The sequence below is a fragment of the Stenotrophomonas daejeonensis genome, from assembly GCF_001431505.1.
GTDB classification, from domain to species: domain Bacteria; phylum Pseudomonadota; class Gammaproteobacteria; order Xanthomonadales; family Xanthomonadaceae; genus Stenotrophomonas; species Stenotrophomonas daejeonensis.
The window spans coordinates 1-2,782 of sequence record NZ_LDJP01000112.1; the positions used below are offsets into that span (position 1 = coordinate 1).

The following is a 2,782-nucleotide window of genomic DNA, read 5'->3' on the forward strand; positions in this document are numbered from 1 at the left end:
GGCGTTGCCGCTGTCTCTGACCTCTCCAAGGCCGAAGCCGGCCTTGCGGTCGTGGCCTTCGTTGCCGAAATCACCAAGGCACTGAAGAAGAGCGATGCGGTTACGCAGGTCGGCTTCGGCACCTTCCAGGTCCGCGAGCGCGCCGAGCGTACCGGCCGCAACCCGAAGACCGGCGACACCATCAAGATCGCCGCCTCGAAGAATCCCTCGTTCAAGGCTGGCAAAGCCCTGAAGGATGCCGTAAACTAAGCGGCTCACCGGGGGTGCTTAGCTCAGTGGTAGAGCGTCTCCCTTACAAGGAGAGGGTCGGGGGTTCGAAACCCTCAGCACCCACCACGAAGCACCGTCAGTAAGCAGTTTTGAAATGTGGAGCGGTAGTTCAGCTGGTTAGAATGCTGGCCTGTCACGCCGGAGGTCGCGGGTTCGAGTCCCGTCCGCTCCGCCAGTTTCAAGAAGGCCCCTGAGCGATCGGGGGCCTTGTTTTCTCCGACGCCCGCAGGGCGCGGGGAAACGAAGGGTCAAAAGCGCGGAGCGGTAGTTCAGCTGGTTAGAATGCTGGCCTGTCACGCCGGAGGTCGCGGGTTCGAGTCCCGTCCGCTCCGCCATTGATCGCAAAGCCCCCGGCGCAGGCCGGGGGCTTTTTCGTTGGCTGCCCGCAATGGCGGCAAGGCCCGCCGTTTGGGCGTGGGGCGGGAAGCGGGTTACACTGCCCGGCTCGCCATCAGGCCCTGATTTTTCCCATGCTGCAGAAACTTCGCGACAAGACCTCAGGCTGGATCGTTACCGTGATCATGGGCCTGCTGATGATCCCGTTCCTGTTCGTGATCGACAACAGCTACCTCGGTGGCGTTGGCGGGCAGAACGTGGCCAAGGTATCGGCGCCGCCGTCGTGGTGGCGTTCGGCGCCGTCGTGGTGGCCGATGTCGTTCCTGTGGAGCCACCATGAGATCAGCAACGACGAGTTCCGCACCCGCTTCGAGCAGGCGCGCATGCAGGCGCGCGAGCAGCAGGGCGAAGATTTCGACCCGCGCGAGTTCGAGACCACCGAGAACAAGCTGGTCGTGCTCGACCAGATGATCGACGAACAGGTGGTGCGGCTGGCCGCGGAAGACGCACGCATCGTCATCGGCGATGCCACCGTGCGCGACTACATCGCCAGCATCCCGGCCTTCCAGCGCGACGGCAAGTTCAACGCCGAGCAGTACCGGCTGACGCTGGCGCAGAGCATGCCGCCGCGCACCCCGGCGATGTTCGACCAGGTGGTGCGCACCAGCTTGCAGCAGTCGATCATCCCGACCGCGCTGGCGCAGTCGGGCTTCGTGACCCAGGGCGAGAGCGAGCGCCTGTTGAAGCTGCTGGGCGAAACCCGCGACGTCGAGTTCGCGATCCTGCCGGCGCCGGAAGCGGATGCCGCGGCGGTGGACGATGCGCAGGTCAAGCAGTGGTACGAGGCGCACCCGGCCGACTTCCGCCAGCCGGAGAACGTGTCCATCGAATACGTCGAGCTGGACGCGGCCAGCATGCCGCCGGCGGCAGCGGCTGATGACGCTACGCTGCGCCAGCGCTACGAGGAAGAGAAGGCGCGCTTCGTCAAGCCGGAAGAGCGGCTGGCTTCGCACATCCTGATCGGCAACGGCGAGGGCGCCGAGGCCAAGGCGGCCAGGCTGGCCGAGGAAGCAAAGCAGCCGGGCGCCGACTTTGCCGCGCTGGCCAGGGCCAATTCCGACGACCCGGGCTCGAAGGAGGCCGGTGGCGACCTGGGTTGGGTCGAGCGCGGGGTGATGGTCAAGCCGTTCGAGGACGCGCTGTTCGCCATGCAGCCGGGCGAAGTCAGCGGCCCGGTGAAGACCGAGTTCGGCTACCACGTGCTGCAGCTGCGCGAGACCAAGGGCGGCGAAGGCCGGCCGTTCGAGGAGGTGCGCGACCAGCTGGCGGCCGAGCAGTTGCAGGCCGACACCGAGCGCGCCTTCAACGAGCTCAGCGGCAAGCTGGTGGACCTGGTCTACAAGAACCCGACCGTGCTCGAGTCGGCCGCGGAGGAACTGAAGCTGCCGGTGCAGACGTTGGGGCCGTTCAGCCGCGCCACCGCCAGCGGCATTGCCGCCAACCCGGCGGTGCTGCGTGCCGCGTTCTCCGATGCGCTGAAGGAAGACGGCACGGTCAGCGACCCGATCGAGCTGGGGCCGAACCACAACGTGATGATCCGCGTCACCGAGCACACCCCGGAGCAGGCCATCCCGCTGGAGCAGGCCCGCGAGCAGGTGATCGCGGCGGTGCGTGCGAACCGCGCCGAGGAAGCCTCGAAGAAGGCCGCCGACGCGCTGCTGGCCAAGCTGGAAGGCGGGCAGACGCTGCAGGCCCTGGCCGAAGGCGAACACCTGCAGCTGCTGCCGATTCCGGGCCTGCCGCGCTCGGCGCCGATGCCGACGGCGGCCGCCAACCGCGCGGTGTTCACCGCCACCCCGCCCACCGGCGACAAGCCCAGCTACGGCAAGGTGGTGCTGGACGACGGCCGCTATGCGGTATTCGCGCTGACCAAAGTGACGCCGGGCAAGCTCGACGAAGTGCCGGAGCCGCAGCGGGCGATGCTGAAGCAGCAGCTGAGCCAGATCGACGGCGCGGCGGCGGCCAAGGCCTATGTGGACGGCATGCGCAAGCGCTTCAAGGTGCAGGTGCAGGAATCCCAGCTCTGAGCGCAACGCATCGCTGAAACGGGAAACCCGGCCATTGGCCGGGTTTTCCATATGGAGCATCGGATTGTTTGTAGGAGTCAACTGTCATT

General features: G+C 66.8%; 2 protein-coding genes and 3 tRNA genes. All 5 read left to right on the forward strand.

The genetic code is table 11. The features are described from left to right. A partial coding sequence (locus ABB34_RS14485) for an HU family DNA-binding protein (protein WP_057642087.1) occupies nucleotides 1-249 on the forward strand: 249 nt, incomplete at its 5' end. A 12-nt stretch (nucleotides 250-261) separates the two neighbouring features. Next, nucleotides 262-336: transfer RNA gene (locus ABB34_RS14490), tRNA-Val, on the forward strand. Nucleotides 337-368: 32 nt separating this feature from the next. Continuing rightward, nucleotides 369-445: transfer RNA gene (locus tag ABB34_RS14495), tRNA-Asp, on the forward strand. Between the two features lie 83 nt (nucleotides 446-528). Then, nucleotides 529-605: transfer RNA gene (locus ABB34_RS14500), tRNA-Asp, on the forward strand. Between the two features lie 135 nt (nucleotides 606-740). Then, nucleotides 741-2,693, forward strand: coding sequence for a peptidyl-prolyl cis-trans isomerase (locus ABB34_RS14505; RefSeq protein ID WP_057642088.1), 1,953 nt, complete (start codon nucleotides 741-743; stop codon nucleotides 2,691-2,693). The last annotated feature ends 89 nt before the right edge of the window (nucleotides 2,694-2,782 follow it).